General features: G+C 70.0%; 26 protein-coding genes and 3 pseudogenes. 11 read left to right on the top strand and 18 right to left on the bottom strand.

Annotated elements, in window-relative coordinates:
• Positions 1 to 53: 53 nt before the first annotated feature.
• From AC1P0E_RS18570 to AC1P0E_RS18560, 3 genes are all read right to left on the bottom strand, one after another.
• Complete coding sequence (locus AC1P0E_RS18570) at positions 54 to 401, bottom strand: DUF2516 family protein (RefSeq protein WP_482743275.1); 348 nt, start codon at positions 399 to 401, stop codon at positions 54 to 56.
• A gap of 127 nt (positions 402 to 528) precedes the next feature.
• Positions 529 to 1113 (bottom strand): hypothetical protein, encoded by a 585-nt coding sequence (locus AC1P0E_RS18565; protein WP_482743274.1) that lies wholly within the window; start codon positions 1111 to 1113, stop codon positions 529 to 531.
• A 25-nt stretch (positions 1114 to 1138) separates the two neighbouring features.
• Positions 1139 to 1525 (bottom strand): helix-turn-helix domain-containing protein, encoded by a 387-nt coding sequence (locus tag AC1P0E_RS18560; protein ID WP_482743273.1) that lies wholly within the window; start codon positions 1523 to 1525, stop codon positions 1139 to 1141.
• A 454-nt stretch (positions 1526 to 1979) separates the two neighbouring features.
• Between AC1P0E_RS18560 and AC1P0E_RS18555 the strand changes: the two are divergent.
• Positions 1980 to 2579, top strand: a pseudogene (locus AC1P0E_RS18555) (GNAT family N-acetyltransferase); the annotation flags it as partial.
• A gap of 145 nt (positions 2580 to 2724) precedes the next feature.
• Here AC1P0E_RS18555 and AC1P0E_RS18550 read toward each other — a convergent pair.
• Positions 2725 to 3147 carry a DUF6223 family protein gene (locus AC1P0E_RS18550; protein WP_482743272.1) on the bottom strand — a complete coding sequence of 141 codons (423 nt, stop codon included), beginning with the start codon at positions 3145 to 3147 and terminating at the stop codon, positions 2725 to 2727.
• Positions 3148 to 3340: 193 nt separating this feature from the next.
• Between AC1P0E_RS18550 and AC1P0E_RS18545 the strand changes: the two genes are divergently transcribed.
• The 5 genes and pseudogenes from AC1P0E_RS18545 to AC1P0E_RS18525 all read left to right on the top strand — a co-directional run.
• Positions 3341 to 4468 carry a sensor histidine kinase gene (locus AC1P0E_RS18545; RefSeq protein ID WP_482743271.1) on the top strand — a complete coding sequence of 376 codons (1128 nt, stop codon included), beginning with the start codon at positions 3341 to 3343 and terminating at the stop codon, positions 4466 to 4468.
• Positions 4465 to 5127, top strand: coding sequence for a response regulator (locus AC1P0E_RS18540; RefSeq protein ID WP_482743270.1), 663 nt, complete (start codon positions 4465 to 4467; stop codon positions 5125 to 5127). Before AC1P0E_RS18545 ends, AC1P0E_RS18540 begins: the two co-directional genes overlap by 4 nt.
• A gap of 287 nt (positions 5128 to 5414) precedes the next feature.
• Positions 5415 to 7805 carry an ATP-binding cassette domain-containing protein gene (locus AC1P0E_RS18535; RefSeq protein ID WP_482743269.1) on the top strand — a complete coding sequence of 797 codons (2391 nt, stop codon included), beginning with the start codon at positions 5415 to 5417 and terminating at the stop codon, positions 7803 to 7805.
• A 339-nt stretch (positions 7806 to 8144) separates the two neighbouring features.
• A complete protein-coding gene (locus AC1P0E_RS18530; protein WP_482743268.1) occupies positions 8145 to 8618 on the top strand; it encodes a nitroreductase family deazaflavin-dependent oxidoreductase in 474 nt (157 codons plus the stop codon).
• Between the two features lie 92 nt (positions 8619 to 8710).
• A pseudogene (locus AC1P0E_RS18525) lies at positions 8711 to 8803 on the top strand (nitroreductase family protein); the annotation flags it as partial.
• Between the two features lie 40 nt (positions 8804 to 8843).
• Here the strand turns inward: AC1P0E_RS18525 and AC1P0E_RS18520 are convergent.
• Positions 8844 to 10871, bottom strand: a complete 2028-nt coding sequence (locus AC1P0E_RS18520) for a HelD family protein (RefSeq protein WP_482743267.1) — start codon at positions 10869 to 10871, stop codon at positions 8844 to 8846.
• A 42-nt stretch (positions 10872 to 10913) separates the two neighbouring features.
• The gene (locus AC1P0E_RS18515) at positions 10914 to 11534 is read right to left on the bottom strand and encodes a TetR/AcrR family transcriptional regulator (RefSeq protein WP_482743266.1); all 621 of its coding nucleotides are present in this window, start codon (positions 11532 to 11534) and stop codon (positions 10914 to 10916) included.
• Between the two features lie 77 nt (positions 11535 to 11611).
• Between AC1P0E_RS18515 and AC1P0E_RS18510 the strand changes: the two genes are divergently transcribed.
• Together AC1P0E_RS18510 and AC1P0E_RS18505 are read left to right on the top strand one after the other, a co-directional pair.
• Positions 11612 to 12604 (top strand): zinc-binding dehydrogenase, encoded by a 993-nt coding sequence (locus tag AC1P0E_RS18510; RefSeq protein ID WP_482743265.1) that lies wholly within the window; start codon positions 11612 to 11614, stop codon positions 12602 to 12604.
• Positions 12605 to 12786: 182 nt separating this feature from the next.
• A pseudogene (locus AC1P0E_RS18505) lies at positions 12787 to 13215 on the top strand (ABC transporter permease); the annotation flags it as partial.
• A gap of 10 nt (positions 13216 to 13225) precedes the next feature.
• Here the strand turns inward: AC1P0E_RS18505 and AC1P0E_RS18500 are convergent.
• The 3 genes from AC1P0E_RS18500 to AC1P0E_RS18490 form a co-directional block, all read right to left on the bottom strand.
• Entirely contained in the window at positions 13226 to 15211 is a 1986-nt protein-coding gene (locus AC1P0E_RS18500; RefSeq protein WP_482743264.1) for a phosphotransferase, read from the bottom strand.
• A gap of 249 nt (positions 15212 to 15460) precedes the next feature.
• Positions 15461 to 16204: an HAD family hydrolase gene (locus AC1P0E_RS18495; protein WP_482743263.1), complete on the bottom strand. Its 744-nt coding sequence runs from the start codon at positions 16202 to 16204 to the stop codon at positions 15461 to 15463.
• A complete protein-coding gene (locus AC1P0E_RS18490; RefSeq protein WP_482743262.1) occupies positions 16204 to 17064 on the bottom strand; it encodes a winged helix-turn-helix domain-containing protein in 861 nt (286 codons plus the stop codon). The genes AC1P0E_RS18495 and AC1P0E_RS18490 overlap by 1 nt, the downstream gene beginning before the upstream one ends.
• A gap of 182 nt (positions 17065 to 17246) precedes the next feature.
• Between AC1P0E_RS18490 and AC1P0E_RS18485 the strand changes: the two genes are divergently transcribed.
• Positions 17247 to 17435: a hypothetical protein gene (locus tag AC1P0E_RS18485; protein WP_482743261.1), complete on the top strand. Its 189-nt coding sequence runs from the start codon at positions 17247 to 17249 to the stop codon at positions 17433 to 17435.
• Between the two features lie 190 nt (positions 17436 to 17625).
• On the top strand, positions 17626 to 17814 hold the full coding sequence (locus tag AC1P0E_RS18480; RefSeq protein WP_482743260.1) for a hypothetical protein: 189 nt from the start codon (positions 17626 to 17628) through the stop codon (positions 17812 to 17814).
• Between the two features lie 35 nt (positions 17815 to 17849).
• On the opposite strand, the gene AC1P0E_RS18475 is transcribed toward AC1P0E_RS18480, so the two are convergent.
• From AC1P0E_RS18475 to AC1P0E_RS18465, 3 genes are all read right to left on the bottom strand, one after another.
• On the bottom strand, positions 17850 to 19094 hold the full coding sequence (locus AC1P0E_RS18475) for a GNAT family N-acetyltransferase (protein ID WP_482743259.1): 1245 nt from the start codon (positions 19092 to 19094) through the stop codon (positions 17850 to 17852).
• Positions 19095 to 19169: 75 nt separating this feature from the next.
• Positions 19170 to 20138, bottom strand: coding sequence for an asparaginase (locus AC1P0E_RS18470; RefSeq protein ID WP_482743258.1), 969 nt, complete (start codon positions 20136 to 20138; stop codon positions 19170 to 19172).
• 61 nt (positions 20139 to 20199) lie between these two features.
• Complete coding sequence (locus tag AC1P0E_RS18465) at positions 20200 to 20802, bottom strand: RsiG family protein (protein WP_482743257.1); 603 nt, start codon at positions 20800 to 20802, stop codon at positions 20200 to 20202.
• A 119-nt stretch (positions 20803 to 20921) separates the two neighbouring features.
• Here AC1P0E_RS18465 and dtd point away from each other — a divergent pair, with 119 nt between their 5' ends.
• Complete coding sequence (gene dtd, locus AC1P0E_RS18460) at positions 20922 to 21347, top strand: D-aminoacyl-tRNA deacylase (RefSeq protein ID WP_482743256.1); 426 nt, start codon at positions 20922 to 20924, stop codon at positions 21345 to 21347.
• 24 nt (positions 21348 to 21371) lie between these two features.
• Here the strand turns inward: dtd and ygfZ are convergent, their stop codons facing one another.
• From ygfZ to AC1P0E_RS18430, 6 genes are all read right to left on the bottom strand, one after another.
• Positions 21372 to 22352, bottom strand: a complete 981-nt coding sequence (ygfZ, locus tag AC1P0E_RS18455) for a CAF17-like 4Fe-4S cluster assembly/insertion protein YgfZ (protein WP_482743255.1) — start codon at positions 22350 to 22352, stop codon at positions 21372 to 21374.
• A 10-nt stretch (positions 22353 to 22362) separates the two neighbouring features.
• Positions 22363 to 22812: a Fur family transcriptional regulator gene (locus AC1P0E_RS18450; protein WP_482743254.1), complete on the bottom strand. Its 450-nt coding sequence runs from the start codon at positions 22810 to 22812 to the stop codon at positions 22363 to 22365.
• Positions 22813 to 22869: 57 nt separating this feature from the next.
• A complete protein-coding gene (locus tag AC1P0E_RS18445) occupies positions 22870 to 23433 on the bottom strand; it encodes a heme-binding beta-barrel domain-containing protein (RefSeq protein ID WP_482743253.1) in 564 nt (187 codons plus the stop codon).
• A gap of 230 nt (positions 23434 to 23663) precedes the next feature.
• Complete coding sequence (locus tag AC1P0E_RS18440; RefSeq protein ID WP_482743252.1) at positions 23664 to 24503, bottom strand: hypothetical protein; 840 nt, start codon at positions 24501 to 24503, stop codon at positions 23664 to 23666.
• Complete coding sequence (locus AC1P0E_RS18435) at positions 24500 to 25282, bottom strand: hypothetical protein (RefSeq protein WP_482743251.1); 783 nt, start codon at positions 25280 to 25282, stop codon at positions 24500 to 24502. The genes AC1P0E_RS18440 and AC1P0E_RS18435 overlap by 4 nt, the downstream gene beginning before the upstream one ends.
• Positions 25279 to 26088 carry a hypothetical protein gene (locus tag AC1P0E_RS18430; RefSeq protein WP_482743250.1) on the bottom strand — a complete coding sequence of 270 codons (810 nt, stop codon included), beginning with the start codon at positions 26086 to 26088 and terminating at the stop codon, positions 25279 to 25281. The genes AC1P0E_RS18435 and AC1P0E_RS18430 overlap by 4 nt, the downstream gene beginning before the upstream one ends.
• Positions 26089 to 26165 lie beyond the last annotated feature (77 nt).

Raw genomic sequence — 26165 nt, 5'->3', positions numbered from 1 at the left:
AGCCCGGCAGCGCGCCGCGGCCGTGTTCCCGGCGGCAGCGCCCGCCGTGGTGGCTAACGCCCGCCGTTGTACGGACCGTACGGACCGTCGCTGCTGCTGCCGCCGCCCTTGCGGCCACCGCCACCGCCGCCGCCCGAGACCTGCTTGATCGCGGGCCGTACGTCGACCATGAAGACGATGGTCGCGACCAGACCGGCGATCTGCAGGAACAGCATCGGGACGAAGAGGTTCACGGCGACCGTGACGCCCAGAAGGACCAGCCAGAAGACCTTGGTCTGCTTGTCGGTGGCGCGATACGCGTCCTCACGGGCCGTCGCGGCGAAGAACAGCGCCACCACGGCGAGGACGAGCATGGCGAGGTTGAGCAACGACAACAGAGTGCCGAATCCCGAGAGCAACATGCTGTACACCGCCTAGAGAGTGGATGAGCGCCTCGCGGCCAAGGTACCCGGACAACGGGCCGGACACCCATAAAGGTGCCCGGCTCGCGCCCGTACAGCCCTGCTTGCCTTACTCGCCCCGCTTGCCCTACTTCTCAGTAGCAGGCGTGGCCTTCTTCGCCGGCGCCTTGCGGGCGGCCGGGGTCTTCTTGGCGGGAGCGGCCTTGGCGTCGACGGTCTTCGACTCCTCCGCCTTGGCCTCGCCCGCCTTGGGCTCCGGGTCGGGCTCGACGGCGACGGCGATCTCGTTGATCTCCTCGGCCGCCTCACCGCGCCAGGCCTTCACGCTCTGCTCACCGTGCTCGGCGACCTTCTCGTACGTCTCACGCGCCTTGACCGCGTACTCGGCAGCCACGCCCACGCCCCGCAGCGCCAGGTCCTGCGCCTGCTCGGTCAGCTTCTTGAAGTCGTTGTCGAGGGCGCCGAGCACCTCGGTGACCTTGGCCTGGACGGTGACCTGGGCCTCCTTGGCCTGCGTGGACACCTTCTCCTGCACGGCCTTCGGGTCGGCGTTGCGCACAGCGTCGATACGCGCCGGAGCCTCGGCGCGCAGCTGCTCGATCAGGGCGGGCATCTTCTTCGCCTGCTGTACGGCGAGGTCCGCGGTGCCGGCCGCGAAGTAGAGGGGAGTCGGGTCGGTGAGGGTCTTGCGCAGGTCATCGGTGATGGCCATGACTGTGGTCCTCCCGGATCTCAGTTCAATTCGAGGGTGGTGGTTCAGGGGCATCCGGTTCGGCGTCCATCGCGTTCTCTTTGCGGAACGACTCGTAGATCTGCAGCAGCACCTGCTTCTGCCGCTCGTTGATCGACGGGTCGGCGAGGATGACGGCGCGCGTCTCAAGCTCCTCGCGCTCCCGCTCGTCGAGGATCCCGGCCTGGACGTACAACGTCTCGGCGGAAATCCGCAACGCCTTCGCGAGCTGCTGCAAAATCTCCGCGCTCGGCTTGCGCAGGCCGCGCTCGATCTGGCTGAGATACGGATTGGACACCCCCGCGGCATCGGCGAGCTGCCGCAACGACAGCTGCGCGGTGCGCCGCTGCTCGCGCAGATACTCGCCGAGATTGCCGACGTTGAGTGATGCCATGTCCCGATAGTGCGCCATGACCGCTAACTTTTGCAAGCGCCTGCTTGCAAAAGTGTCGGTGGCATGCGGCAGGGCGAGGTGAGACCGAGCACGATAGGTCTCCGTTCCCGGTATACCTGCGGCTTCCCACTGGATCTGCTCCTCTGCAGCCGCCCGGATCGAGCCGGCCCGGCAGGCCTGTCCGAGTCTGAGGTTCGATGTGGGCTCGATGACCTCGCCGACGATTCAGGACAGCGGTCTCGGCGGCATCCTTGCCTGCGACTCCACCCACCACACACCGCCGGAGTTGTTGCCCCGCGTGTTCGCCGAATTCCATCGCACGCTCGCACCCGGCGGACATCCGGTGTCCTTCGAGTCTTACTTGCTTCCGGCGGATCGGTCGTCACGCAGTTGGGCCCATACCTGGACTCGTCGTCACCGCACGCCTGTTGCTGGGTCTGCCGAAGGAGCGAAGGCCGCCCTCGGGCACTCCCTTCCGTACGTCAGCGCGGACCACAGCACCGCCACTGCTTTCGCCGAGGCATGGCAGCGGCACACAGGCGCAGCGCCGACACTCGGCAAGCGGATCCGCCTGTACCGTCTCGGCGCACTCACCCCACCGGGGCCGCTCCCAGAGGGCCGGGGTCGAGTCGTGGGCGAGCGGGACCGTGAGCAACTCGTGCGCTGGTGCGGCGAGTTCGTCGAGGCCGTCGGAGAAGTACCCGCCGTGGACGCCGGCTCCTGGGCCGACTCGCGCTTCGCCGACAGACACTTCACGTTCTGGGAGACCCCGGACGGCACGCCCGTCTCCATGGCGGCCGTGACCTCGATGGTCGCCGGCATGGTCCGGGTGGACCCCGTCTACACCCCGGCCCACCTTCGGGGTCGTGGCTACGCGGGCGCCGTAACGGTCGAGGTGAGCAGGGCCGCGCTGGCCGCAGGCGCGACGGACGTCGTGCTCTACGCGGACCCTGCCAACCGCACCAGCAACGAGCTCTACCAACGCATCGGATACGCCCCGGTTACCGACTGGGCCGTGTACGACTTCTCATGCGCCGCACCGGAAGTCGGTTGAGTACCAACGAACTCGAAGCGCAGGACCCGGGCGGTATGCGGCCCGGACCGGCGGATCGCGCCTGCACCCGCGCCGCCCTGGAGCCCGCTCGGCCCGTCCTCGCGTTGCCGCCAACCGGCAGGCTTCGCTGACCATGAAGAAACGGTCAGCCGGTGCGGCGGTAGCGGGTCAGAGCCAGCCCGCCGAGGACCATGCCGATCAGCCCCACCACCAGCGCCACGATGGCCCCGCCCAGCCCGTTGCCGGTGCCGAGACCACCGTCGGAGGTGGCCACAACCAGCCCGCCGAGGGTCATGCCGATCAGCCCCGCCCCCAGGGCCACGATGGCCGCGCTTCCCGCATTGCCGGTGCCGATACGACCGGCGGAGCGGGCCAGAGCCAGCCCGCCCATGACCAAGCCGGTCAGCCCCACCAGCGCGGCCACGACGGCCCCGAGTCGCCCTGAGCTCATGGCGTAAGCACTGGCGGCGGCCGGCTGGGCCGAGTAGTGCGCGGCCGCTGGTGTGGCGAACGCGAGACCTCCGAGCAGGGCGGCTGTGGCGGCGGCAAGCAGGTGACGGACGGACATGAGGTGCTCCTTCTCCTACGACTGGACGTCGCCCGATCATCGCCGCCGGACCCACCGCCGATCGTCCTGCGGACGGATGCACTTCGCGCTGCCGCGGACGCCGCAGGCGTCGCGCAAGTACTGCGTGCGCGGTAGGCAACCGCTCGTCCCCGAGCGGGACTCGCCCGCGGCGGCATCCGTCTAAGGTGCGCCCATGAGCACAGGACGGCCCGGTGTCCCGGCCGGTGTAACAGATTGGGCGATCGCCGTCGGCGTGGCAGCGACGCTGCTGGTCACCGGGCTGTCCGGGCAGCACTCCGCCACGGACCTCGACCTGCTCGGCTACGCGCTGCTGGCGGCCGGCGGCCTGGGGCTGGCGGCGCGCCGCCGGGCTCCGGTTCCCGTCCTGGCCGTCACCGGCCTGTGCGCGGTGGGTTACCAGGCGGCCGGTTTCGACGTGCCGGCCGTCGCGTTCCTGTTCGCGGTGTACGCCGCCGTACGGGCAGGACACCGCGTCATCACGGTGGCGGCGAGCGTGACCACGCTGGCCGCTCTCCCCCTCGCGGCCCTGGCCTCGGGCCTGCAGGACACCGGCGAGGCGTTCGCGCAGGCCCGAGGCGCCCTCGAACTGGCCTGGCTGATCGCGGCCGGCGCCGCGGGCGAAGCGCTGCGGCAGGCCGAACGGCGGGCGGACGAAGCCGAACGCACCCGGGAGGAGACCGCGCGGCGCCGCGCCGACGAGGAGCGGCTGCACATCGCGCGGGAGCTGCACGACTCGCTCGTCCACCAGATCTCGATCATCAAGGTGCAGTCCGAAGTCGCCGTCCACGTGGCCCGTAGGCGTGGCGAACGGGTGCCGGAGGCCCTGCTGGCCATCCAGCAGGCCGGTCGTGAGGCGACCCGCGAACTGCGAGCGACCCTGGAGGCGCTGCGCGACGACGACAGGACCCCGCCTCGTGGTCTCGACGACGTACCGGAGCTGGTGGAAAACGCCCGGACGACCGGCCTTGACGCGGCGCTGACGATCGAAGGAGACCGGCACGACATGCCGGCAGCGGTGGACCGGACCGTCTACCGGATCGTTCAGGAATCGCTCACCAACATCGCCCGTCACGCCGCCGCGGCAACGGCGTCGGTACGGATCGACTACGGTCCGGACGCCCTCACCGTACGAGTCGATGACGACGGCACGGCCTCGCCGGCCACCGCTCCGACACCCGGCGTCGGACTGCTCGGGATGCGCGAACGAGTCACCGCTCTCGGCGGCCGCCTGCGCGCGGAACCACGCAGCGGGGGCGGCTTCACCGTCCACGCGGAACTCCCCGTGGACCGGACCTCGTGATCCGTGTCCTGTTGGTCGACGACCAGCCGCTGCTGCGCAGCGCATTTCGCGCGCTCCTCGACCTCGAGGACGACATCGAGGTGGTGGCCGAGGCCGGCGACGGGAAGGAGGGCCTGGCTCTGGCGCAGGAGCACCTGCCCGACGTCGCGCTCATCGACATCCAGATGCCGGTCGTCGACGGCATCGAGGCGACCCGGCTCATCGCCGCGGACCCGGCCCTGGCCCGGGTGCACGTCGTCATCCTGACCAACTACGGCTTTGACGAATACGTCCTCAACGCGCTGCGGGCCGGGGCCGCCGGATTCCTCGTCAAGGACATCGTGCCGGAAGACCTCCTGCACGCCGTACGTGTCGCCGCGCGCGGTGACGCCCTGCTCGCACCGTCGATCACGCGCAAGCTCATCCACCGGTACGTCGCCCAGCCGCTCCACACCGGCGCCGGAACGGAGCTGAAGTGCCTGACCGGCCGCGAACGCGAAGCCGTCGCCCTGGTCGCGCAGGGCCTGTCCAACGACCAGATCGCCGACCGCATGGTGATCAGCCCACTGACCGCAAAAACCCACATCAACCGGGCCATGACCAAGCTCCGGGCCCGCGACCGCGCCCAACTCGTGGTCCTCGCCTACGAATCCGGCCTGGTAGCCCCGCACAACCGCTGAGCGGGTCGGCCGTAAGTACGCGCAGCCGCCGGATGCCGTCGAAAACAGGTGGCCGGACCGATCAGGAATCGAGAAGCGCGGAGCCCCGGGCCGCAACTAGCGTGACCACCTGGAGACGGTTTCGGTGGTCGTTCTTCTTCTGCGGGCGGCCGGGCTTCACGGACCGAAGCGAAGGACAATCGGACGTACTGCCCCAAAATTGGTCAGATCTATCGAGCCAGGCGACGCCGACGGGGACCGCGAAGGCGGGACCCGCGTAACAGACCCGCGTAACAGATGGAGAGACGATGAGTACGGCCAACAGGACGGACACGCAGTCGCCCGCGCTGCACTTTGCCGACAGTCACGATCTGATCCGTGTGCACGGCGCGCGCGTGAACAACCTCAAGGACGTCAGCATCGAGATCCCGAAGCGCCGGCTGACGGTGTTCACCGGCGTCTCCGGCTCGGGCAAGAGCTCGCTGGTGTTCGGCACGATCGCCGCGGAGTCGCAGCGGTTGATCAACGAGACCTACAGCGCCTTCGTGCAGGGCTTCATGCCGACGCTGGCGCGGCCCGAGGTCGACGTACTCGAAGGGCTGACGACCGCGATCTCCGTCGACCAGCAGCGGATCGGCGGCGACCCGCGCTCCACGGTCGGCACCGCCACCGATGCCAACGCGATGCTGCGCATCCTGTTCAGCCGGCTCGGGAAGCCGCACATCGGCCCGCCCGGCGCGTTCGCCTTCAACGTCCCTTCGGTCCGGGCAACCGGCGCGATCACCGTCGAGCGTGGCGCCAAGAAGGCGGTGAAGGCGACCTTCAACCGCACCGGGGGCATGTGCACGCGCTGCGAAGGCCGGGGCACGGTCTCCGACATCGACCTCACCCAGCTCTACGACGACTCCAAGTCGATCGCCGAGGGCGCGTTCACCATCCCCGGCTGGAAGTCGGACAGCTGGTGGACCGTGCGGACCTACGCCGAGTCGGGTTTCCTCGACCCGGACAAGCCGATCGCCAAGTTCACCAAGAAGGAGATGCAGGACTTCCTCCACCGGGAGCCGACCAAGGTCAAGGTCGAGGGCGTGAACCTCACCTTCGAGGGACTCATCCCCAAGATCCAGAAGTCGTTCCTCTCCAAGGACAAGGAGGCGATGCAGCCCCACATCCGGGCGTTCGTGGAGCGAGCGGTCACCTTCGCCACCTGCCCCGAGTGCGATGGCACCCGGCTCAGTGAGGGGGCCCGGTCGTCGAAGATCAAGAAGGTCAGCATCGCCGACGCCTGCGCGATGGAGATCCGCGACCTGGCCGAATGGGTCCGCGGCCTCGACGAGCCGTCGGTGGCGCCGCTGCTCGCCGCGCTGCAGCAGACCCTCGAGTCGTTCGTGGAGATCGGTCTTGGCTACCTCTCGCTCGACCGGCCGTCGGGCACGCTGTCGGGCGGCGAGGCGCAGCGCGTCAAGATGATCCGCCACCTGGGCTCCTCGCTCACCGACGTCACCTACGTGTTCGACGAGCCGACCATCGGGCTGCACCCCCATGACATCCAGCGGATGAACGACCTGCTGCTGCGACTGCGGGACAAGGGCAACACGGTGCTCGTCGTGGAGCACAAGCCGCAGACGATCGCGATCGCCGACCACGTCGTCGACCTCGGCCCCGGCGCCGGTTCGGCGGGCGGCACCGTCTGCTTCGAGGGCACCGTCGAGGGTCTGCGGGCCGGCGGCACCGTCACCGGCCGCCATCTCGACGACCGGGCCACCCTCAAGGAGGAGGTGCGCAAGCCCACCGGCACGCTGGAGATCCGGGGGGCCGCTTCCCACAACCTCCAGGACGTCGACGTCGACATCCCGCTCGGCGTACTGTGCGTCGTCACCGGGGTCGCCGGCTCCGGCAAGAGCTCCCTGCTGCACGGCTCCATCCCCGCCCCGGCGGGCGTCGTGTCGGTGGACCAGGCGCCCATCCGCGGCTCGCGACGGAGCAACCCGGCGACGTACACCGGTCTGCTCGACCCGATCCGCAAGGCGTTCGCGAAGGCCAACGGCGTGAAGCCGGCGCTGTTCAGCGCCAACTCCGAGGGCGCCTGCCCCAACTGCAACGGCGCCGGCGTCATCTACACCGACCTGGCGATGATGGCCGGCGTCGCCACCACCTGCGAGGAGTGCGAGGGGAAGCGGTTCCAGGCGTCGGTACTGGACCACCTCCTCGGCGGCCGCGACATCAGCGAGGTGCTCGCGATGTCGGTGACCGAGGCCGAGCAGTTCTTCGGCGCCGGCGAGGCGCACACGCCGGCCGCGCACCGCATCCTCGACCGGCTCGCCGACGTCGGGCTCGGCTACCTCAGCCTCGGCCAGCCGCTCACCACGCTGTCCGGCGGCGAGCGGCAGCGGCTCAAGCTGGCCACCCACATGGGCGAAAAGGGCGGCGTCTACGTCCTCGACGAGCCGACCACCGGCCTCCACCTCGCCGACGTCGAGCAGCTGCTCGGCCTGCTCGACCGGCTCGTCGACGCCGGCAAGTCGGTCATCGTCATCGAGCACCACCAGGCGGTCATGGCACACGCCGACTGGATCATCGACCTCGGCCCCGGCGCCGGCCACGACGGCGGCCGGATCGTCTTCGAGGGCACACCCGCCGACCTGGTGGCCGCCCGCTCCACCCTCACCGGTGAGCACCTCGCGGCGTACGTCGGCACCTGAAGGAGGCCTCGCCGCCGGTTGGACTCGCAAAGCACGCTCATGAGGTGGCCGTTGCACCGCGCGGTCTCTCGCTCAGGTGCGGGAGGATCCAGAGCGGATTGACACGGCTCCCGCTGCCCCTGTCGCGCCGGGCCCGAGGAAGGCGGCGAGCGAGGCGCGTTCGTCGGGCGCGGGCGGCATATCGGATCGTGTCATCGGGGTGAATGTTCTTTGCCCGTATGCCCGCTGTCGGGTGATTTCGCGTCACCGGAGGCGCCAGGGGTGACCCTGGAGATGTCCGGCACTACGACGAGACAGCGATACGACCAGACAGCGATACGGCGAGAAGGAGCAGCACAGGTGACAGCAGACGTGACACAGGTAAACGGCGGTGGCGACAGCAGCGGTGCGGTGAAGCTCAGCCCCAGCGGCTGGGTGGCCGAGCAGGCCGAGCTGTACGAGGAGTCCGGCGGCACCAAGGGCACCACCATGCAGGGCGCACCCTGCCTGCTGCTGGATTACGTCGGACGGCGCAGCGGCTCGATCCGGCGCACCGTGCTGATCTACGGGCGCGACGGCGACGACCATCTGATCGTGGCGTCGAAGGGCGGCTCGGACGAGCACCCCCTGTGGTACCTGAACATCCAGGACAACCCCGACGTGCAACTGCGGGTCGGCACCGAGCGGTTCCCGGCCCGCGCCGAGACGCTCTCCGCCGAGGAGAAGGCCCGGGTGTGGCCGCACCTGGTGGACATCTTCGCGCCGTACGAGAGCTACCAGAAGAAGACCACCCGTGACATTCCGGTGGTTCGGCTGCGGCGTACGGCCGTCTGAGGCGGAGGGCCGCCCGGGGGCCCTGGCCCCCGGGCGGCTCCCGCCTTCCGGCTCAAGCCACCGTCGCCCGACCCGACTTCGCGTTGCCCACAATGCGCGCCATGCGCCGCCTGAAGCCCGACCCCGTGCCGGATGAGACGCTCGACCAGCTGGCACCTGATGCTGGAGCAGGAGTGGAAGCAGGCGCTGGGCAGCCCGGAGGACATGCGGACCTTCCGTGGCGGCTCAGGCCAGCAACTGCGCCGGAAGCGGAAGGCTGTGCAGCACATCGAGGCGGCTGACCGCCCGCGTCAGCACCACGTAGAGCCTGTGCGCGCCCCGGTCCTCGGCACCGGCGATCTCGGCCGGTTCGACGGCGACGACGTGGTCGTATTCGAGGCCCTTGGCGAGCGTGGCGGGGAGTACGGACAACCGGGGCATCTCCCCGATGCCCGCCGCGTCCAGCGTCTCCCGCAACTCCCGCACCCGGCCCGCGTCCGCGATGACGCCCACCGACCCCTCCCGGGCCAGGGCCGCCCGTACCGCGTCGACCGTCGCAGCCACCACGTCCCGCACCTCACGCACCGCCAGCTCGCCGTCCGTACGCAGCGACCGGCCCGGTGGTACGTCGACGTCGAGCGACGCGAGCAGCCGGTTCGCCAGCTCCACGATCGCGGCCGGCACCCGGAAACCGGTGGTCAGCGGCACGACGGCGGCCGTTTCCTTTCCCAGGTGGGCGAGGAGTTCGGGCCAGGTCCGAGCCGCCCACGGCGTCGTGCCCTGCGCGAGATCGCCCAGCACCGTCACCGAACCGAAGGCGACGCGGCGCGCGATCGCCCGGCACTGCATCGGGGAGAGGTCCTGCGCCTCGTCGATGACGACGTGGCCGTAGCTTTCGGGGCGCTCGATCAGCCCGGCGACCTCGTCGATCAGCAGCAGGTCCGCCGCCGACCACTTGGCACTCCTCCAGGAGCGCGGCGGCTGCGCCCAGCGGATCGCCCGCCGCTCCTCCGGGGTGAGGAGAGGGTCGCAGGGGTCGGTGAGCACCGCGGCGACGACGTCCTCCGGCCGGACCTTCGGCCACACCGAGTCGACGAATGCCCCGATCGCCCGGGACCGCCCCATCCGCCGCAGCCACTCGTTGCCCAGCGGCCCGGCGCGCCGCTCGGCCTGGAGCTGGAGCGCGCGGACGGCGCGCGTGCGGACGCGCTCGCGGCCGACGGCGTACGGGGGCGCCTCGGCTCGTACCTCCTCGACGATCCGCTCCAGCTCGCCGAGCGGAATCCGCCGGCGGTACGAGCCGTCGGGCACGGCGACGGCCTCGGCGGGCGCCGACACCCGCCCGTACAGGGCCCGGTGGAGCACGGGCCCCATGCGGGCGTCGTGCTTGACGGCGGCGGCAGCGGGGCTGTCCTCGGCGCGCACGGGATGACGCCCGATCTCGTCGTCGACAGTCGACTGCCGCCAGTGACACTCAGTCGCTCCACGACGGGCACCCTCCCCCAGGGCGGGCAGCACCTCGGAGATGTACGAGAGGAAGGTCCGGTTGGGCCCGAGGATCAGCAGCCCGCTGTGCTTGAGGCGCTGCGGATACGTATAGAGGAGGTACGCCGCGCGGTGCAGTCCGACGGCCGTCTTGCCGGTGCCCGGGGCGCCCTGCACACATACGGATTCGGTGAGTCCGGAGCGTACGAGATCGTCCTGCTCGGGCTGGATGGTGGCGGCGATGTCGCGCATCGGGCCGACGCGTGGCCGTTCGATCTCATCGGCGAGGATGCCGCTCTTCGGTACGACGTCGTTTTGCTCCCCCGACGCGAGCTGCTCCCCCTCCGCGAGCCGCTCGTCCTCCAGTCCGGTCAGATCCTTTGACGCCCCCTTGCTCCACGGCGCCCAGCCGAACCGCCGGCGCACCAGTACGCCCTGCGGGTCGCGGGCGCTCGCCTGGTAGAAGGCGCGGGAGACGGGGGCGCGCCAGTCGATGACCAGCGGCGGATCGGCGGGGTGCTCGGCGATCCGGCGGCGGCCGATGTGGTGACTCCTGCCGTCCGTGAGGTCCAGCCGCCCGAAGAAGAGCGGGCTCTCGGGCTCCTCCCTCAACTCCTTGGCGTGTGAGCGCAGATGAAAGCCGAGGGCTTCGGCGTCGGCGCCGGAGGCGGAGACGTCCTCGCCGGTGACGACCTGTTCACCGGCGCCTTCGGTCATCCGGGTCAGGGCTGCGCGGCAGAGGTCGTGGAAGGCCCGCTCCTGGCTGAGGGCATGGTCGAGTGACGTCATCCACCAAAGATAACGTAACTGAGTAATAAATTTGACCAAGTCTTACAGACCTGCACGCAGCCCGGTCCGCAGCTGCTCGAAGGCCAGGTCCGCTGCTGCCGCTGCCCCCGGAAGGACCTCGTCCGCGCTCTCCCCCGCCTCGATCCGACGCCAGTTCTCCTCGGCGAGGATCCGCTGTACGGCCACGATCTGCCCGGCCGCGAGCCGCGAAGCGAGAGGGGCGTCCGGCCCGTCGAGGGCGGTGGCGAGCGCCTCCTCGGAACGCTTCACGTACGCATGGAGCCGCGCCACGAGGCTCGGTGTCCCGTACAGCAGCCGGTGGAAGGCGAGCACGTCGGCGTCGTCGCTGAGCCCGGTCACGGGGTCGCGGCGGTCGAGGCCGGCCAGGAAGTGGCGGTGCAGGGCGTCCAGCGGCGCGAGCCTTTCCGCGCGCCCGGCGGCGACCACCAGGGCCGCCTCGTCCTCGTGGTCGGCGAAACGGTGCAGCGCGAGGTCCTCCTTCGCCGGGAAGTAGCGGAAGAGCGTCGGCTTGGAGATCTCGGCCGCGGCCGCCACCTCGGCGACGGAGACCTTGTCGAAGCCCTTCTCCAGGAAGAGGGCGATCGCGGCATCGGAGACCACCCGGTACGTCCGCTGCTTCTTTCGCTCGCGCAAACCACTCATGAGGACGAAGCGTACGCGCTTGACCTCAACAGAACTTGAGGTCACAGACTCACCGGCAGACACCGACCGAGTGGGGAGTGAGCGTCTTGCGTGCGATTCAGGTGAGGGAGTTCGGCGGACCGGAGGTACTGGTGGAGACCGAGCTGCCGGATCCGGTGGCCGGTCCCGGTGAGGTGGTCGTGCGAGTCGCCGTGGCCGACACGATCTACGTCGAGACGCAGATCCGGGGCGGCTGGGGGGTGCAGTTCGGCATCGAGCCGCCGTACGTTCCTGGCGGTGCGGCGGCCGGAACGGTGCTGGCGGTGGGCGAGGGCGTGGACGCGGCGTGGACCGGCCGCCGGGTGGTGGCGGGCCCGGGCACTGTCGGGACGTACGCCGAACTGGTCGTCACCCCGGTCGACCGCCTGGTCCCGGTTCCGGACGGCGTAGGCCTGCGCGAGGCGGCCGCGCTCGCGCACGACGGCGTCACCGGCACCGGTATCGCCGAGGGGGTCGGCATCCGGCCCGGCGAGCGGGTACTGATCCTGGGCGCTTCGGGCGGTATGGGGACGCTGCTGGTGCAGATGGCGCATGCGGCCGGGGCGCACGTCGTCGGGGCGGCGCGCGGCAAGCGGAAGCTGGATCTCGTACGGGAACTGGGCGCCGACGCGGTCGTCGACTACTCCGAGGCGGGCTGGACCGAGCGGGCCCGGGAGGCGCTCCGGGGCAACGGGGCGGACGTACTGCTGGACGGCGTGGGTGGCGAACTCGGCCTGGCCGCCTTCGCATTGGCGGCCGATGGCGGCCGCGTCTCGGCGCACGGCGCGTCCAGCGGCGGCTTCGCGGCGATCGACGCGGGCGAGGCCGGTCGGCGCGGGATCACTTTGCGCGGGATCGCGGAGGTCCAGTTCGGGGCGGCGGACATCACGCGACTGTCGGCGAAGGCGCTGGCCGAGGCGGCGGCGGGCCGCCTGCGCCCGGTGATCGCGGCGACGTTCCCACTGGCGCGGGCGGCGCAGGCGCATGCGGCGATCGAGGCACGGACGGTGCCGGGCAAGGCGGTGCTTACGGTGGCGGGGACTGAGGGCTGAGTGGCCCGAGGGGCTGAGTGGCGCGGGGGACTGAGCGGCGCGGGGGACTGAGCGGCGCGAGGCTGAGTGGCGCGGGCTGAGTGGCCCGGGCCGACGGGGGGCCTGCGGGCTCTTCCCTTACCCGCGCCCCTTCCTGCAACTGCGGCTCCACCCCAGGCCCCGGCCCTCAAACGCCGGAGGTGGCGCGTAACCTCGTCTCGACCACCCTGGTCCTCGGCGTCGCCCTCGCGATCGGCTTCCGCCCCTCGGGCGCGCCCACCGCCTGGCTCATCGCGGCAGCCGTCCTCCTCGCCTACATCACCGCGCTCTCCTGGCTGTCGGCAGCCGTGGGCCTGCTCGCCAAGTCCCCCGAGGCGGCCGGCGGGTTCACCTTCTTCGTCTCTTTCCTCCCCTATCCGAGCAGCGCCTTCGTCCGCACCGAGACGATGCCCGCCTGGCTCCACGGCTTTGCCGACCACCAGCCCATCACCCCGGTCATCGAATCCCTTCGCGGGCTGCTCATGAACGAGCCGGTGGGAAACACGCCATGGATCGCGCTGGCGTGGTGCGCGGGAATTCTGACGTCGGCAGTCGTCCTGTCGGAGGCACTGTTCAGGCGCCGGACGGCATAGGGCCGGTCAGTCAGTACGCGACGCCGACCCGCGGAAGGGCCCGGGCGGGGTAAGGGGTCTTCACCTGCGGAGCACGAAGGCCGAGTGAAGCCGTGGCGGCCTGCAGCGTCATCGCGTAGGACTCGACGGCCCGTCGTACGTTGGGGGCCTCCAGGCCAGCGCCCGTCACCAGACGGTCCAGGTCGACGTACGCCGAGCGGACGTTCTCGATCCAGCGGTAGATCTGTACGTCCTTCTCCCAGCCGTTGACGTACGCCTGGCCCCGCTCGCCCAGCGCGCTGCTCCACCGGTCGAGCATCCGCCGTCTGATCTCGGGCCGGTGCGGTGTCAGGTGCAGATGACGCACCAGGTCGTACAGCGGATCGCCCACCATCGCCATCTCCCAGTCGACGAGGACCATTTCTCCGGCCGCTTCGCCCCTGATCAGATTCCAGGGGTTGAGATCACCGTGCAGCAGGACAGGGGCACGCGGTGTGACACCGTGCCGGTCCAGGATCTCCTTCAGCCGTTGCGCGCCGGGCAGGCCGAGGGCTCTGGCCAGTTGCAGGGATTCCTTGGGAAGCGCGCCGACCATCTCCACAAGACGTTCGCTCAGCCAGGGGTAGAAGCCGCCGTCCCCGACAGTCGGGTCGAGGGCGGTGACATCCACACCCACGAGGGCGCTGAGCTGGTCGACCAAATGGTCCGCTTCCTGCGGCATCAGACCGTGAACCGGATGATCCGGGGGCCGGACGGCTCCGGGGGGCCCTTCGTACGAGTGCACGGCGAACCAGTCCGAGTCGTACAGCAGCCCCGCTCCCATCGCGAGGACTCTCGGCGCCCGTACGGCGTCTCGCAGACCCTCAAGGGCGTTCAGCACTACGTGCTCGTCGAGGAAGCGCGGCTCTCTGCGACTCCCCGCGCTCAGTCTGCGGCGTACCACGACCGTCGAGCGGACACTCGGGACGTCTACGACGGTGTTGAGGTGCCCCGTTCCTTTGAACACCCGCTCAGCAGGCGCGGCTCCCTCTGCCGCCAGTGCCTCCGTCACCGCGTGGCCGGGAAACAGCGGATTCTCGGGGCACCGCCGGTCCGCCACCCAGGAGGCGACAGGGACAGTACGCGCAACCTCCTCCGCCGGGACACCGTGCGCCGCGTGCCAGCGGTAGAGGATTCCCTCGATCTCGGCCGTGCACGGCACTTCGGCCAGTCCCAGCGGCTCGCTCGCCGCCACAAGCGCACGCCGAACCTCCAGCGTGGCCGCTTCCAGCCCCCACGGCTGCCTGCCGCGCCCCAGCGACCGCGCCGCGCGCATGACGTCCGGACAGACGGCCCGGGCGTTCTCGAAATCCAGATAGTGGCGCAGGTCGGATTCCAGGCCCTTGGCCGCTGCGGGTCTGACCCGGAGCATTGCCCGGTACCAGGCCCGCTCGACCTCCTGCCGTTGGCGGTCCGGGTACCGCATCCGCACCAGGTGGGTGGCCAGGTCGTGCAGCGGGTCCCCGTAGGTGGCCGGCCTCCAGTCGCGGTGGATGACGGGCGGGGCCACGCCCTGCGACGCGATCATCACCCTGTCGCGGCGCAGATCGGCGTGAAGCAGGCTGAAAGGGCGGCCGACCATGGGAGGCAGCCGCGCGGCGAACGCCTCCATCGCGTTCTCCGGGATGCCGAGCGCCGCGAGCAGCCCACCGAATTCGGCCCGATTGGGCTGGAGGACCTGCTGATCGGTAAGCCGGGCGAGTGTACGGAGGAAGGACCGGCTGTGCCCCTCACGCGGCCACTCCGGCGGCAGTCTGGGCAGGTCCTCGCGGCGCAGTACGGTCAATCGGGCGAGGAGCCCGACCAGCGACTGGATCATCCGGGAGTCGACCGGCTTGCCGTTCTCACAGGTCCTGGACAGCGGCGACAGCGGCGACAGCGGCACGGCTTGCAGCCGGCCGTGCCCACCGGCGGACACGCAGGGCAGCACCTTCTCGACAGCGCCGAGGACCTGGGCTTCGTCCTGCCACGTCCTCACGACGGCATGCGCCGGGGGCCCGGCCGCAAGAACCCGTTCGGCGAGGCTCGGGCCGTTGCCGGATACTCGCGCGGGACGATTGATGAAGATGCGCACAGAGTAGCGGCGAAGTTTGCCTGTGGGGCGACGAGTTGAGCCACCTTAGGCCCTGTGAGTGACGTGGGGAGGGCCGAACGTGTAGCGCCGTCCGAATGCACAGCCAGGTGCTGAGCACCGCCCTGGGTGCCGTCGTCTTCGTACTGCTGACGGTCAGGCCTGACCGAGCCCCCGCACTTGGTCCAGGACCTGCTCCAGGTTCTCGACGACCACCGCCGCACCGGCCTCCTCGAGGCGCCCCCGGCGCCACGCGTCACGTCCGTAGCCGAGGAACCTCACACCCGCACGCCGCGCCGCGACCAGATCCGCCGGGGTGTCCCCGATCATCAGGGCCGCAGCGGGGCCCGCGCCCAACGCCTCCAGCGCGCGGTTCAGGCAGTCCGGGTCCGGCTTGAGGCGGTTCAGGTCGGTCGTACGGCCGTAGATGTGCGGGGCGAAGCAGCCGGCGAGGCCCCGGCCGGTGAGGTACTGCTCCGCCGCCAGCGGGGAATTGTTCGTGGTGATCGCCAGGCGGCTGCCGACCGCGCTCCAGGTGCGGATCAGCGGGTCGGCGTAGGGGGTGGGCCGGGCCGTGGCGGTGGCGCGGAGTTCCTCGCGGGTGAGCTGCTCTTCGAGGGCCTCCACCAGCCCGCTGCCGGGGCGGACCCGGGCCACCGCCTTCAGGATGTCCTGCGGGTCCTTCGAGGAGAGCTCCTTCTCCGTCAGCAGCACGTGCAGACCACGTTTCTCGACCCAGTCGACCAGGTTCTCCACGATCTGGTGCGTCCGGTGGCCGGCGAAGAGCCGGCAGATGGGGCCGTCGAAGTCGAAGAGCACGCATTCCGCACCTGTGATCAAATTCCGCAGTTTCTCGATCACCGATGCCGCCTGTTCGATTTGAGTCGCGTCAGAAGTCACTAGGAGAGTGTCAGGTCCGACGTGATGGTGTTCCAGAGTGCGTCGAACCACTTCTGCGACTGTTCCACGAATTCGGCGCTCTGCGGCCCTTCGCCCGAGCTGAACGAGAAGAGCAGTGACTTGAGGCCGAGCGTGTCGTACATCTCCGTTGTCACGTCGTCGATCTCCTCCTCCCGCTTCGTGATCATGTAGTACCCGAACAGGGCCTCGGAGTCGTTCAGGAGATACAGCTTCACCGGCGGCGTGAAAGGCAGCGCCCGGAAGGTGACCCGCACATCGATCCCGTGCGAGCGCCGCAGGGCCAGCAGGTTGTGCCGCAGCACCTGCCCCTGGGAGTTGCGCTGCGTCAGCCAGCGCGAGTGGACGGGGCCGTCGTCCGACGGGTCCTCGACCGCCGTGGGGAAGGCCAGCGCGATGTCCCGGCTGGGCAGCAGGATGCGGGCCTCGATCGTCTCGGGCGTGATGCGGCCCGCGTGGACCAGCCGCAGCGGTTCGCCCAGCGCGATCGTCAGGGACTCCGACGTCAGGCTGAGCGCGTCGATGCGGACATGGGGGGACGCGAAGGCCGTCGTGACGCGCGGTCCGAGGCTGGCCATCGTCGGCTGGGCCTGCTCGGGGGGCCCCGGCAGTGCGGGCGACGCGTCGGCGATACGAGCCGGCGCGCCCCGCGTGACACCGGTGAGCAGGCCCTCGTCCTGGAGGACCCGCAGGGCCTGGCGGACCGTGCCGCGCTCGACGCCGAACTCGACGGCCAGCCGCGACTGGGTCGGCATGTGGTCCCCGGCCTTGAGGTCACCTGCGCGGATGCGGTCACGAAGGGCATCCGCGACTTCTCTGTACGAGAGCTTCCTACCGTTCACTGCCGCGTTCTCCTGGGTCACAACTCGACGCTACAACTTCTTGCCATCTAGCGGTAGTTGTTGGCCAGTTGTTTATGGATCGCGACCAAGTGGGCACAAATTCAGTGTAGTTGGTTGCCAACTAGAGAAACTTGGTGAGGCCACCGCGCACATCCCCGCCGCCCCCTGAAGGAGGGACCACCATGCCCGCGCTCCTGCTGCTCGCCGCCGTTGTCGTCGTCGGGTTCGAGAAGTTCGCCGAATGGCAGTACGGCGCATGCGTCGCCGTGGGGCTGCTGCTCATCGCCATCGGCGTCAAGGCCAGAAGCCCCGCCTGCGCGGGCGTGGGAGCTCTGGTCATCGCCATGCAGGTGACCGGACCTGCGGCCTGACGCGCAAATCGGCCCAACTGCCCGCCACCTCAGGTGAGTTGTCAGCGGAATGGTTACCTCCCGGCCCAAGTAGGGGACAACTCAGTAAGAGTTGGTCACCAACTTGAACAACGTGGCGAGAGTACGCATGCCGCCACCCGGAGTTGGCCGATCAGCCGCCAAGTGGGACACATCCCAGGGAGGGACCGCTATGCCGCTCGTCGCCATCCTCCTCGCAGCACTCTTCTTCACCGTCGAAGAGATCATCCAATGGCAGTTCGGCGCCATGGGCCTGGTGGCCGTCGCACTGCTGTCCATCGGCGTCAAGGCCAAGAGCACGGCATGCCTGAGCATCGGCGCCGTCGTCCTCGTGCTGCTGCTCCGGCCCACCTTCGGCTGAGACCGAGGACAGAGCAGGATCAGATCAGAGCAGGATCAGAAGATGTCCGGGCACCACGGTCGCCTGGACGTACGGAACAGGGCGTCGGCAATGGCGGCGGCGCCCGCCGACTCCTCCGCGACCCGACCGAGCGCCACGAGCCGCACCGCGGACTCGTCGCCCAGGTACAGCGCCCCCAACTCCCGTACATCCAGCGTCAGATCGGGCGACTCGGCCGAAGGGGCACACGCGGCCCCGTCGGCCGACGCATCCAGCCGGAACCGCCCGCCGGCCAGCCCTGCCGCATCGTGCACCTCCAGTACGAGCGAGGCGGGCACCGCATACGTACGAGCCTCCAGGGCCCGTACGACGTCCAGCAGCCGCACCCACAGGTAATCCGCCTGGGTGACGATCCTGGCAGCCCGGGGATCCGGGAGCAGGAGGGGAAGCAGATCGTCGCCGGCGCGGTATCCGGACCGTACGGTCGTGATCCAGTCGACCGCGCAGACGAAGTGCCACAGCGCGCGCTCCGCCGCCGGCGACACCGCGATCATGTCGCGTACGGTCGCCGTGTTCAGCGGCTGCTTGGCGTCGCCCCACTTCTCGTCGGCCTGGTAGACGAGCAGCCCTTCCACCTCGCCGCGTCCCGACCGGTAGACGGCGTAAAAGGGCTCGGTCCAGGGCTCGAACGACATCACCACCTGCCCCGTGTGGAGCTGCCACCAGCGCTCGTTGCGGTCGATCGCACCGTGCTGCGCCGCACGGAAGCGCTCATGCAGTTCGGGCCCGATCTTGCGTACGTCGGCCCCGTCGGCCAGATCGACCCGGCCCCCGTCGTCGGGCCCGGCCCAGCGCGCGTCGAGCCCGGCGCGGGGTACGTCGACCTCCCACTCGGTGACCGACGCGGCGGGCCCGAACCCGTACCGCCCGTAGATCGGATACTCGGCGGCGATCAGCGTCGACAGCACGTCCCCGCGCTCCTTCGCCGCCGCGAGGTCCGCGTCCATCATCGTGCTGAGCAGCCCGCGGCGGCGGTGCGTCGGCGAGACGGTCACGTTCGACACGGCACTGGCCGGCAGCCGCGCGCCGCCCGGCACGGTGAGCTCCTGCGCGAAGGAGCGGTACGTCGCGACGCAGCGCCCTTCGTCGAACGCGCCCTGCATGCGCGGCAGTCCCATGTGCGGCAGGCGCTCCGCGGCCTCGTCCCGCGGGACGACGGGAGGCCGGAGGAAACCGGTGGCGAGGGCGCGCAGCCAGTCGGGAAACTCGGACTCGGTGACCGTACGGACGTCGACACTCATGCGCCCACGCTAGGCACACCGAACACCGCCTGTCGCCCGATTTTCCCTCAGAACCTCGCCCTCAGAGCCTCGCCCTCAGAACGTCGCGCGTATCTCCCCGACCTCCGACGGCCCGCCCATCAGCGGCGCCCGCCCGATCCGGTCCACCACCGGCCCGTCCACGCCGAGGCGCCGCAGCGCCCGCGCCAGTACCGGCCCCAGGGCACGCGTGGCGCCGTCGTCGACCTTGAACGCGAGGGCGCGGCCGTCCGGCAGGGCCACCGCCTGGACCGCCTCGGCGCCCATCTTGGACAGCGTGCCCGGCACCTCGCGCATCAGCCACGTGTCGGGGCGGCGCGTACCCGCGACGTACTCGGGGTGTGCGCGCATCGCGTCCGCGACGCGTCGCTCCGCCGACCCCGGCTCGGCGAGCACGAAGCTGCGGAAAGCCGTGGCGAGCCCGACCAGGCTGATCCCCATCAGCGGCGCGCCGCACCCGTCCGTGCCCACCGCCGCGACACGCTCACCGCTCGTCTCCTCGACCACCCGCAGCACCAGCTGCTGCAACGGATGAGCGGGGTCCAGGTAGGAGGCCGCGTCCCAGCCGTTCAGTCCGCAGACCGCCAGCATCGCCGCGTGCTTGCCCGAGCAGTTCATGGTCAGCCGCTCCCGCACCCCGCCCGCCGCCAGGTACGACTCCGCCTCCACCGGGTCCAGCGGCAGGTCGGGCGGAGTCTGGAGGTCCGCCTCCGTCAGTCCGGCGTCCGCCAGCATCTTCCGTACGAGATCGAGCTGGAACCGCTCCCCCGAGTGGCTCGCGGCCGCCAGCGCCAGCCGCTCCCCCGACAGGTCGAGTCCGGCCCGCAGAATCGCCGCGGCCTGCATCGGCTTGTTGCTGGAGCGCGGGAAGACCGCGGCGTACGGGTCCCCGACCGCCAGCTCCACACTGCCGTCCGCCGCCAGCACGACCAGCGAACCCCGGTGATGGCCCTCGACGAAGCCGGAACGGACGACTTCCGCGAGGACCGGGGATATGGCGGCAGCGGGGGCGGTGCTGGAGGACATCTCGACCTTCCGGGGACGGGAACGGGACCAGGCTCCCGCAAGGCCGGATCGGATCGTGGCCTCAGGTCAGCAGGTCGTCTACTTGCGCTTCCCCATCACGGTACCTGCGGGCAATCTCCGCACTGCAATCGTCCGCCGTACGCTGCAGAAGCTGCCGGCGCCGCGAGACCTGCTGTTCGTAACGCACCAGCCGCCCCATCGCCGCGTGCAGCTCGTCGTCCGTACGGGCCGCCAGGTCCGAGAGCTCGACCTCGGCCAGCATCTCGGCGGCCAGCAGCCGGAACTCCTCGCTGTGCGGCGTGGACATCGTCACGTGCCGGGCGGAGGAGCGGTGGCGCGAAGGAGCGTCCGCGAGGATCTCCGAGAGCCGTTCGACGACAGGGGAGTCCGGCCCCGTACGCCGCGCCAGCTCGGCCCGCAGAATGTCGATCCGCCCGTGCAGCAGACGCCGCACATAGCTCAGGTCGGCCTCGTCCCGCTGCGAGTCACGGCGCAGCCCGCGCAGTTCCGGCAGCCGCAGCACACCGAGATCGGTCTTCTGCTGCCGATTCGCGGCCTCGCCGGTCCGCTGCGCCGGTGGTCGTGCGGCGGAAGCGGAAGACGTCAGCTGGATCATTGGCATTGGTACGGGCCCGGGCGGCTGCCCGGCGCCAGGTGTGCTCATGGATGTGTTCCGTCCCCTCGACCGGTGCGGGGCGCGCACCGCCTCCGTGCATCGTGCCACTCCTGGAGGCGGCTACGCAGGCTCTCTACCCCCGTTCAGCCCCGGATAGATTGGGCCGCATGCGAGCAGTGGTGCAGAGGGTCGACGGCGCGAGCGTCGTCGTGGCCGGTCAAACGGTCGGCGAAATCGTGAGCGAAGGGCTGTGTGTGCTGGTGGGAGTCACCCACGAGGACACAACGGACAAGGCCGCACAGCTCGCCCGGAAGCTGTGGTCGGTTCGGATCCTTGCGGGCGAGAAGTCCTGCTCCGATGTGAATGCGCCACTTCTGGTCATTTCACAGTTCACTCTCTACGGGGACGCCCGCAAGGGCCGCCGCCCCACCTGGAACGCCGCGGCCCCCGGCGAGGTCGCCGAACCGCTGGTGGAGGAGGTCGTGGCGCAGCTCCGCGCGCTGGGCGCGCACGTGGAGACGGGCCGCTTCGGAGCGGAGATGAGGGTCTCGCTCACGAACGACGGCCCGTTCACGGTCCTGATCGAGGTCTGAGGGCGATCCAAGCCCTACGGCTCCCTACGGCTCTACGACGACTTCCTGCGCCGCCGCCGTGTTCCCCGCCAGCAGCTGGGCGTCCAGGGGCACATTGCGCTTGACCAGCGCGAGCGCGATCGGCCCCAGCTCGTGGTGGCGGGCCGACGTCGTGACGAACCCCAGCTGACGTCCCTCCTCGCCGTCCGCCGCCAGCCGCACCGGCGTACCCGGCCCGGGCAGCAGGACATCGCTGCCGTCCAGGTGCAGGAAGACGAGCCGCCGCGGCGGCTTCCCCAGGTTCTGCACGCGGGCGACCGTCTCCTGGCCCCGGTAGCAGCCCTTCTGGAGGTGTACGGCGCTGCCGATCCAGCCCAGCTCGTGCGGGATGGTGCGGTGGTCGGTCTCGAAGCCGAGGCGCGGCCGGTGCGCTTCGACGCGCAGGGCCTCGTACGCCAGGATGCCGGCCGCCGGACCATGGGCCTCGGCGTACGCCTCCAGCTGACCGCGCGGCAGGAAGAGATCACGGCCGTGCGAGGTCTCCCGTACGGCCACACCCTCCGGTACGGAGGCGATCGAACCGGCCGGGAGGTGGACGACCGCGAAGTCCTCCGTCCGATCAGCCGTCTCCACCCGGTAGAAGAACTTCATCGACTCCAGGTACGCGATGAGATCGCTTTGCGTACCCGGCTCGACGTGCATCCACACCGTCTCGCCGTCGTCGACCAGGTACATCGCGTGCTCGACATGGCCGTGCGCGGTGAGGATCAGCGCCTCGGTGGCCCGGCCGGCCGGAAGATCGCTGACGTGCTGCGTGAGCAGGAGGTGCAGCCAGGCCAGCCGGTCGTCGCCGGTGACCGTGACGACCCCGCGGTGCGAGAGATCGACGAAGCCGGTGCCGTCGGCGAGCGCGCGCTGCTCGCGGAACAGGTCTCCGTAGTGCGCGGCGACGCCTTCGTCGCGCCCTTCGGCGAGGACGGCGCCGGGCAGGGAGAGCAAGGGGCTGGTCGGTGAGTGTCGCAGCATGTGACCCAGCCTACGTCTCGGTGGTTGAAGCCTCCGCTGAAGCCTCAGCCGCGCACTTCTTGCAGCGCCCGAAGATCGCGAAGTGCTTCATGTCCGTCTCGAACCCGAACGTCTCGCGCAGCTTGGCCGTGAAGTCGGCGGCGATCGCGATGTCGGCCTCGATCACGTTCGTACAGTCGCGGCAGACCAGGTGGATGTGGTGGTGGCGGTCCGCCAGGTGGTACGTCGGGGCCCCGTGCCCCAGGTGCGCGTGACTGACCAGACCCAGCTCCTCCAGGAGCTCCAGGGTCCGGTACACCGTGGAGATGTTCACGCCGGACGCGGTCCTGCGCACCTCGACGAGGATGTCGTCGGGCGTCGCGTGTTCCAGGGCGTCCACGGCTTCCAGGACAAGCTGACGCTGGGGCGTCAGCCGATAGCCGCGCTGCCGCAGGTCGCTTTTCCAGTCGGTGCTCACCACGTGCCCAGTGTAGGCAGCGCGGCGAGCAACCAACGTGGTGTCCGCCTACTTGAAGGCTTACTTGAAGAACGCGATGCCGTCGTCGGGCAGGTCCTTGAGGTCCTTCGCCCACTCGCTCGGGTCGACGACCTTCTTCAGGTGCGCCGACATGTAGGGGCGGAGCTCGACGTCCGGGGTGGCCTTCTCGCCGACCCACATCAGGTCGCTCTTCACGTAGCCGTAGAGACGCTTGCCGCCGGTGTAGGGCCCCGAGGCGGCCGTACGCGCCACCGCGTCCGTCACCAGGTCGATCTGCGGCTTCTGGTCGGCCAGCTCGCCGTACCAGATCTCGACGACGCCCTGGTCGCGGATCATGACGACCTCGACCTTGCGGTCCTTGTCGACGCGCCAGTAGCCGGACTCGCTCTCCAGCGGCCGGACCTTCTTGCCCTCGTTGTCGAGCACCCATGTGTGCGAGACGTACTCGAGGAAGTCCCGGCCGTCGTGGGTGAAGGTGACTTCCTGGCCGAAGTTGGCCTTCTCGTCACCGGGGAAGTCGAAGACACCCGCACCCTCCCAGTTACCGAGGAGGAAGACGAGGGGGACAAGGTCGGGGTGGAGGTCGGACGGGATCTCGATCATGAGCTGCTCAGGCGATCTGTGAGGGGAGGGGTGGCAGGGTGGGTTAGCGCTGACCCTGGTAGAGCTTCTTCACGGCCAGACCGGTGAAGGCGAGAACGCCGACGCAGACCAGAACCAGCAGGGCTTCGAAGAAAATCGTCAGCACGGGGTTGCTCCTTGCATGAGCGGTGGGCAGTACGGGGCCGGGCCCCAGCTTAGTCGGCGGGGGCAGGCACGGCCGTCCGGGGGCTTCAGCCGAGCAGCTGGCCCTGGAGGATCACGGACTGGAAGAAGGGCACCTGCGCGGCGCTGCCCTTTCCGGAGTGCGTGACCAGTGCCAGCGTGTCACCGGCCTGGATGTACGCCTGCCTGACCTGACGTGCGTCGTACGGCTTCTTCTCCACGTACACATACGCCGTGACGCTCGGCACCTCACGCAGACCGGTCCACTTGTCGTCCAGCGCGACGACGGGCGCACCGGTCAAGGGGGCGCCGCCCTCCAGCCCGACGTCGATCACGTCGTCCTTGAAGCGCTCCGCGTACGCGACCGAGTTGAAGCGGAGCAGATAGATCCGGGACGCGGTGCCGTCAGGCATGGTCCAGCCGCGCGCGGCGATGTGCCGTACGGCGGAGTCGCTGAGCGCCTGCCGGATGCGGGAGCGCTCGTCCTTCTCGTACACGGAGGCGTACTCGCCGTCGCCGACCCACTCACCGGTCAGCTTCTTGTCGGGCTTCGCTCCCGCCGGGGCGCTCAGCATCAGCTCGCGCAGGTCGGCGTGGTGAATCTCCCCGTTGTTGCCCTCGCTGAAGGGGCGCGGAGAGCCGGCCGGCAGCGCGGGCAGCGAGAGTTCCGGATAGTCCCAGCGACCGTCGTGCTCGGTCGCCAGTCCGGGTACGTCGGTACGCTCCATCGCCACGACACCGAACGCGGTGCCGGCGCCGAGCCCGCCGCAGACCAGCACGGCCGCGCTCCAGCGGGCGACGGCCCGTAGAACCCTGCGGGGCGGCCGGGGAACGACAGGCGCTTCGGCGGGCGGGAGCGGGCCGGAGGCCTCGTCCGGCGTCGCCGGCGGTGTGAGCTGCTCGGTCATATGTACTCCCCGGGGGACACGACGTGGTCCAGCTGGTCCTTCACGAGACGGGCGACTGCGGACTTGTCGAAGGGCTTGGCGCCGGAGGAGCTGACACTCACCAGCAGCTCGTCGTCGTACGCCAGACAGGTCATCCCGTCGAGCTCTGTCCTGGCGCCGCCGACCGCGATGGCGGGGGGCGTCATGAAGCAGGCGGCCTTCTTGTGGCCCTTGATCTTCGGGCCCTTGCGCGTGTCGAAGAGACCCGCCAGTTCCGTCTGGACCGTGAACAGATCACGGATCTGCTTCTTGTTCTCCATCCGGATGATCTGCACGTCCACGACGAGGTCGTTCAGGTCCGAGGAGGCGTACGAACGCACGGCGATGCCCCGGACCCCCAGCCGCTCGATCCGCTTCTCGTAGTCCCGGCGGCTCTTGCCGGACACCCCGCGCCCCTGCTCCTTGAGGAGTGCCTCGGCCTGCGCGCCGCTGAGCTCGGCGTCATTGCCGTACTCCGAGATGTCCGGTCCGAGCCGGTAATCGTCGGGCACCGGAAGCAGCAGCTTGCTGAGCTCCGTCGAGTCCTGGCCCTTGTTGGCGTTCCCCGCCGGGTCCTTGCCCGGTTCTTCACCGGTGTCGGTGTCCTCCCATTCGACGACGGGAGCGGTCCGGTCCGCCCCGTCGACGGTGTGCCGGGTGTACGCAAGTCCGCCCCCGACGGCGCCGAGCACCAGGAGGGCGGGAAGCGCCGTGCCGAGCAGCCGGCGCGTCACATTGTTGTTCAGAGGCGTCTTGTTCACAGGCGCTCCAGCTGCCGCTCGGCCAGCGCGCGGATGTCGCCCTTGCTGATCGGCTCGGTGTCGAAGATGTTGATGTCGGCCATGACGTCGCCGCGCTGGAAGATGGCCCTGGCCCGGTACGACGGCAGGTACCCGGCCTCCCGCTCCGGCTTGTAGAGGTAGTACCGGCCGTTGCCGCTGCCCTTGACGGGGTCGCCCTCGTTGCCCGCGCCGTCCGTGTCGTACGGCATGTACGACTGCTGGCCCTCGGCGTGTTCGACGGCGCCCGCCAACGGACTCGAGTGGAACTGAACGAGGCGGATGCTCGTCTGCCGGTTCTCACCCTGGTCCCAGGCGACGCCCGCGACCCGGCGGAACTCCTCCCCGACCAGCGACTCGAACATGTAGTCCTCTTCGTCGAAGTCGAGGGCGTACTCGGCGAGGCCCACCCAGCCGTCGTCCAGCCCCACCATGCGCGTGTCACGGGCCCCCGCCGGCTTCGCCAGGAGGAGCTTGCGCAGGTCGCCGTCCGTCTTGACCCGGCGGTCGTCCTTCGCGGACAGCGGCTCGGGTTCCTTGCCCTTGGGCAGCGACTTAGCCGGGTACGCCAGACCGGTCTGCGCCAGCGCGGGCAGCGGCGTCGGCGGACGCTCGGCCTGGACAGTGTATCCGACGGCCGTTCCGGCGACGATGCCGAGCACCGCGGCGGCGGCGATGATCAGGGTCGTACGGCCGCGAGGGCGGGCGGGACGCGCGGGTCGGCCCTCCGCCGACGCGGTCGATTCTTCTGGTTCCTGCTGGTCAGGAACGTTTTGCTGAGCTTCCAAGGGGTCCCCCCACGAGACCTGAAGCGCAGGTTCCATCACCTGCGGCGCAGTACAGACCAGTGAGGGGCGGCGGCGGT

The organism is Streptomyces sp. TRD_SC_5, assembly GCF_056836825.1.
The sequence above is the reverse complement of the archived record's forward strand: the minus strand, read 5'-3'. Positions and strand labels throughout refer to the sequence as shown.

Bases quoted from the DNA above. Each gene is read 5' to 3' on its own strand.
- AC1P0E_RS18565 (WP_482743274.1), bottom strand. From the start codon at position 1,113: ATGGCCATCACCGATGACCTGCGCAAGACCCTCACCGACCCGACTCCC.
- AC1P0E_RS18550 (WP_482743272.1), bottom strand. From the start codon at position 3,147: ATGTCCGTCCGTCACCTGCTTGCCGCCGCCACAGCCGCCCTGCTCGGA.
- AC1P0E_RS18480 (WP_482743260.1), top strand. From the start codon at position 17,626: ATGCCGCTCGTCGCCATCCTCCTCGCAGCACTCTTCTTCACCGTCGAA.
- AC1P0E_RS18535 (WP_482743269.1), top strand. From the start codon at position 5,415: ATGAGTACGGCCAACAGGACGGACACGCAGTCGCCCGCGCTGCACTTT.
- dtd (WP_482743256.1), top strand. From the start codon at position 20,922: ATGCGAGCAGTGGTGCAGAGGGTCGACGGCGCGAGCGTCGTCGTGGCC.
- AC1P0E_RS18440 (WP_482743252.1), bottom strand. From the start codon at position 24,503: ATGACCGAGCAGCTCACACCGCCGGCGACGCCGGACGAGGCCTCCGGC.
- AC1P0E_RS18560 (WP_482743273.1), bottom strand. From the start codon at position 1,525: ATGGCATCACTCAACGTCGGCAATCTCGGCGAGTATCTGCGCGAGCAG.
- AC1P0E_RS18445 (WP_482743253.1), bottom strand. From the start codon at position 23,433: ATGATCGAGATCCCGTCCGACCTCCACCCCGACCTTGTCCCCCTCGTC.
- AC1P0E_RS18545 (WP_482743271.1), top strand. From the start codon at position 3,341: ATGAGCACAGGACGGCCCGGTGTCCCGGCCGGTGTAACAGATTGGGCG.
- AC1P0E_RS18485 (WP_482743261.1), top strand. From the start codon at position 17,247: ATGCCCGCGCTCCTGCTGCTCGCCGCCGTTGTCGTCGTCGGGTTCGAG.
- AC1P0E_RS18470 (WP_482743258.1), bottom strand. From the start codon at position 20,138: ATGTCCTCCAGCACCGCCCCCGCTGCCGCCATATCCCCGGTCCTCGCG.
- AC1P0E_RS18515 (WP_482743266.1), bottom strand. From the start codon at position 11,534: ATGAGTGGTTTGCGCGAGCGAAAGAAGCAGCGGACGTACCGGGTGGTC.
- ygfZ (WP_482743255.1), bottom strand. From the start codon at position 22,352: ATGCTGCGACACTCACCGACCAGCCCCTTGCTCTCCCTGCCCGGCGCC.
- AC1P0E_RS18520 (WP_482743267.1), bottom strand. From the start codon at position 10,871: ATGACGTCACTCGACCATGCCCTCAGCCAGGAGCGGGCCTTCCACGAC.
- AC1P0E_RS18570 (WP_482743275.1), bottom strand. From the start codon at position 401: ATGTTGCTCTCGGGATTCGGCACTCTGTTGTCGTTGCTCAACCTCGCC.
- AC1P0E_RS18465 (WP_482743257.1), bottom strand. From the start codon at position 20,802: ATGAGCACACCTGGCGCCGGGCAGCCGCCCGGGCCCGTACCAATGCCA.
- AC1P0E_RS18475 (WP_482743259.1), bottom strand. From the start codon at position 19,094: ATGAGTGTCGACGTCCGTACGGTCACCGAGTCCGAGTTTCCCGACTGG.